Here is a 3,225-nt window from a genome sequence, read left to right as displayed (position 1 = left end):
GCTCCTCGACCAGGCCGGCCAGCTCCGCCGGCAGCGGCGCCGCCTGCGGTACGCCCGCCTCCCGCACCAGGGCCACCCGCACCCGGGCCCGGCACACGGTGACGTCGGCGTCGCGGCGCACACCCATCCGCACCGCGAACCGGCCGTTGGCGGCGGTGCTCGCCACCACCGTCGCGGTGTCGTCGACGTCGAGGACGGCGGGCAGCAGCAGCGAACAGTCCCGGATCGACAGGCCCACCCCGTGCTCGTGGTAGAGCCGGCCGGGGCCGTGCCCCCGCTCCCGGAACCACTGCAGCACACCCTGCTCCACCAGGTACGCGAAGTGTTTGAAGCCGATCCAGGTGCGGATGTTCGCGCCCTCGAACCCGGGCCGGGCGGACAGCGTCACGGATGCGTTCTCAACCGCCGTGGTCACGGCGTACCTCCTCGGATCGCGGGGTCGGGGCAGACCTTCTCGACGAAGCCCGCGACGTGTCGGGCCACCTCGGCCGCCCGGTCGAGATGACAGAAGTGGTGAAAGTCCGGCTCCACGACGACGTGCGCGTCGGGAAGTTCGGCCCGCAGCGCGCCGACGCGCGGGCCGTCGAGGCCGGGGTCCCGGCCACCGGTGAGCACCATGGTCGGCACGGTCACCGCGTGCAGCGGCAGGCCGGCGGTCGCGGTGAAGTGGTCGAACAGCGTGGTGAAGCCGACCGGCCCGATCCGGTCCACCATGATGTCCCGCATGGCGGTCAGGGTCTCCGCGTCCAGGTCGGCCAGCCGGGGGCCGAGGCGGTGGCGCAGCCCCTCGTCGATGATCTGGACGAAGTTGGCCTGCGCCCGCTCGTGCACCGCCCAGGTGACCGCCAGGTCGGGCGGGCAGTAGAACGGCGCGATGAGCATCGCCCCGCGCGGCGCGACGTCCGGTTCGGTGGCGAGCATTTCCAGCACCGCGTTCGCGCCGAGCGAGTGGCCGACCACGACGTCGGGGGGCGTGGCCAGGGCACGGATGGCGGCGGCGAGCCAGGCGCCCGGGGTGCCCCGACGCCGCCAGCGGTGATCGGTGCCGGCCTTCCACGGCAACTCGGCCGCGAGCAGCCGCCAACCGGTGGGCAGCCGCTGCGCCAGGGGTCGCCAGCTGCGCCAGGCGTCGGACATACCGTGCGCGAGCAGCACGGTCGGCGTTCCGGTGTCCGGGCCGGCGAGCCGGTGCACGGCGACCGCCGGTGGCGTGCCGCTCATCGCCGCGCCGTCCGGACGTCGAGTTCGCGCATGCCGTCGACGGGGTCGCCGCAGCGGACCGTGACGTTCGGGGTGGCGCCGACCAGGCGTACGGCCAGGGCGGTGTGCACGACCCCCGCGGCGCCGTAGTGGTCGCCCGCCACGGCGGCCGCGTCGACCAGCGGGCCGCGTGGTGTGCCGTCGACGGGTACGCCCGACCGCACCGGCCCCAGCAGGGCCAACGGGTGCGGCTCGGCGTCGACCCGGCCGAGCAGCAGGCAGGCCGCCCCGGCGCGCAGCGGGCGGGCGGCGGTGGCGCCGTCCCGGGCGGCGTGCAGGGCCTGGGCCTGCGGGTCGTCCGGCTCGGTGCCGACCACGACGGCCCGGTCGGCGCGGCCGGTACGAAGCAGCAGCCCGGCCAGCCAGATCGCGTCCAGGCCGGCGGTGGCCCCGGAACAGACGGTGAGGTTGGGGCCTCCGAAGCGGAACCAGATGGCGATCGCGCCGGCGATGACGTTGCTGGAGGCGTTCGGCGCCTCCAACGGGCCGACCTCGCGCGGGCCGCCCTCGCGCAGTCGGCGGGCGATGTCGCCGACGGTGGCGACGTTGCCCAGGTTGGAGCTGACCACCACGGCGGTACGCGGATCCGCCGGCCCGCTCGGGCGGGGCGCCTTCGGCGCGCGGCCCAGCGCCCGATGCACGGCACAGAGGGCGAGCCGGGTGGCCGGCTCCTTGGCCAGCAGACCCTTGCGTCCCAGCAGGTCGGCGGCCCGCTCGGGTGGGCAGGCGGGTTCCTCGTCGGCGACCCACGCCTCGCCCACGCCGGTCGGCAGGTCGACTCCCGGCAAATGCAGTGCCGCCGCGAGAACGGCGGCCACCGGTCGATCCGGGTCGGCCCCGGGCGGCGTGTCCGCCGTGGACCGTCCCGGCCGGGTCACCTGGCCCGGCCGGCGGGACGCGGGCGGCGGCACGCTGCGATCCGGCGTCGGGGCGAGGTGCCCGGCGTGGGCGCGGCCGGTCATCGCACCGCCTCCAGGAGGGTGACGGCGTTGAGACCGCCGAAGCCGAACGCGTCCACCTGCGCCACCCGGACGTCCGCCCGCACGGCCGCGTCGCGGACCAGCCGCAGCGCGGCCGCCTCGGACGCCGGCCGGGTCAGCCCGACCACCGGCGGCACCCGGCCGGTGCGCAGGATCTCGACGGCGACAGCGACGCTGAGCAGCGCCGATCCTCCCGACGTGTGGCCGACGGCGCCCTTGAGGGCGGTGACCAGGGGGCCGGGCTCGCAACCGGCGAACACCTCGGCGATGACCCGCGCCTCGGTCTCGTCGTTCAGCGTCGTGCCGGTGCCGTGCGCCAGCACCAGGTCGACCTGGTCGGGCCGGCGGTCGGCGCGGTGGTGGGCGTCGTGGACCGCCCGCAGGATGCCCGCCGGGTCGGGCGCCGTCTCGTGTCCGGCGTCGCAGGACAGCCCGGTGGCGAGCAGCCGGGCCAGCCCGCCGGGTCGTTCCGGCTCGACCACCAGCACCGCCGCGCCGTCGCCGAGCAGCACACCGGCCCGGTCGGCGTCGAAGGGCTGCACCCGGCTGGTCGGGCGGGCGGCCACCCGGCCGATCATCGCGAGCATGGAGGCGCTGCTGCCGTCGGTGCCGCCGACCAGCACGGCGTCCGCCTCGCCGGTCTCCACCAGGTCCTGTGCCAGGGCGAGGGCGGAACCGCCGGCGCTGCACGCGTTGGCCAGGGTGACCACCTGCCGCACGCCGGACGCCGCGCTGGCGACGGCGTCGGCGAAGTGCAGCCGCTCGGCGGGGAAGTCGACCGAGCCCGCCAGGGCCGCCCGTTCCACCTCGGCCGACTCGCGCAGCCCGGTGCCGACGAGACTGACCACCCGCTGTCGACGGGGATCGAGGCCGGCGGCGGCGACGGCCTCGGCCATGCCTTCCGTCCTCAGCGCGAGATCGGCGCGGTGACCACCGAGGTGCCGTCGGCGAGGCCCACGCCGACGAAGGAGAGGTCGTCGACCGG

3 protein-coding genes and 1 pseudogene are annotated in these 3,225 nt (G+C 76.6%); all 4 read right to left on the bottom strand.

Annotated features, from left to right (window positions below; genetic code table 11):
- A pseudogene (locus AB0J68_RS29850) lies at nucleotides 1–415 on the bottom strand (thioesterase); the annotation flags it as partial.
- Nucleotides 412–1,221, bottom strand: a complete 810-nt coding sequence (locus AB0J68_RS29845) for an alpha/beta hydrolase (protein WP_363941933.1) — start codon at nucleotides 1,219–1,221, stop codon at nucleotides 412–414. The pseudogene AB0J68_RS29850 and the gene AB0J68_RS29845, both read right to left, overlap by 4 nt.
- Nucleotides 1,218–2,222: a beta-ketoacyl synthase N-terminal-like domain-containing protein gene (locus tag AB0J68_RS29840; RefSeq protein ID WP_363941930.1), complete on the bottom strand. Its 1,005-nt coding sequence runs from the start codon at nucleotides 2,220–2,222 to the stop codon at nucleotides 1,218–1,220. The genes AB0J68_RS29845 and AB0J68_RS29840 overlap by 4 nt, the downstream gene beginning before the upstream one ends.
- Entirely contained in the window at nucleotides 2,219–3,136 is a 918-nt protein-coding gene (locus AB0J68_RS29835; RefSeq protein ID WP_363941928.1) for a beta-ketoacyl synthase N-terminal-like domain-containing protein, read from the bottom strand. Before AB0J68_RS29835 ends, AB0J68_RS29840 begins: the two co-directional genes overlap by 4 nt.
- Between the last annotated feature and the right edge of the window lie 89 nt (nucleotides 3,137–3,225).

The organism is Micromonospora sp. NPDC049580 (genome assembly GCF_040675595.1).
Taxonomy (GTDB): Bacteria; Actinomycetota; Actinomycetes; order Mycobacteriales; family Micromonosporaceae; genus Micromonospora.
Note: the sequence above shows the minus strand (reverse complement) of the source record. Positions and strands in the feature narration are given on the sequence as shown.

Excerpts from the sequence above, each read along its gene's own strand:
- AB0J68_RS29845 (WP_363941933.1), bottom strand. The coding sequence starts at position 1,221 with ATGAGCGGCACGCCACCGGCGGTCGCCGTGCACCGGCTCGCCGGCCCG.
- AB0J68_RS29840 (WP_363941930.1), bottom strand. The coding sequence starts at position 2,222 with ATGACCGGCCGCGCCCACGCCGGGCACCTCGCCCCGACGCCGGATCGC.
- AB0J68_RS29835 (WP_363941928.1), bottom strand. The coding sequence starts at position 3,136 with ATGGCCGAGGCCGTCGCCGCCGCCGGCCTCGATCCCCGTCGACAGCGG.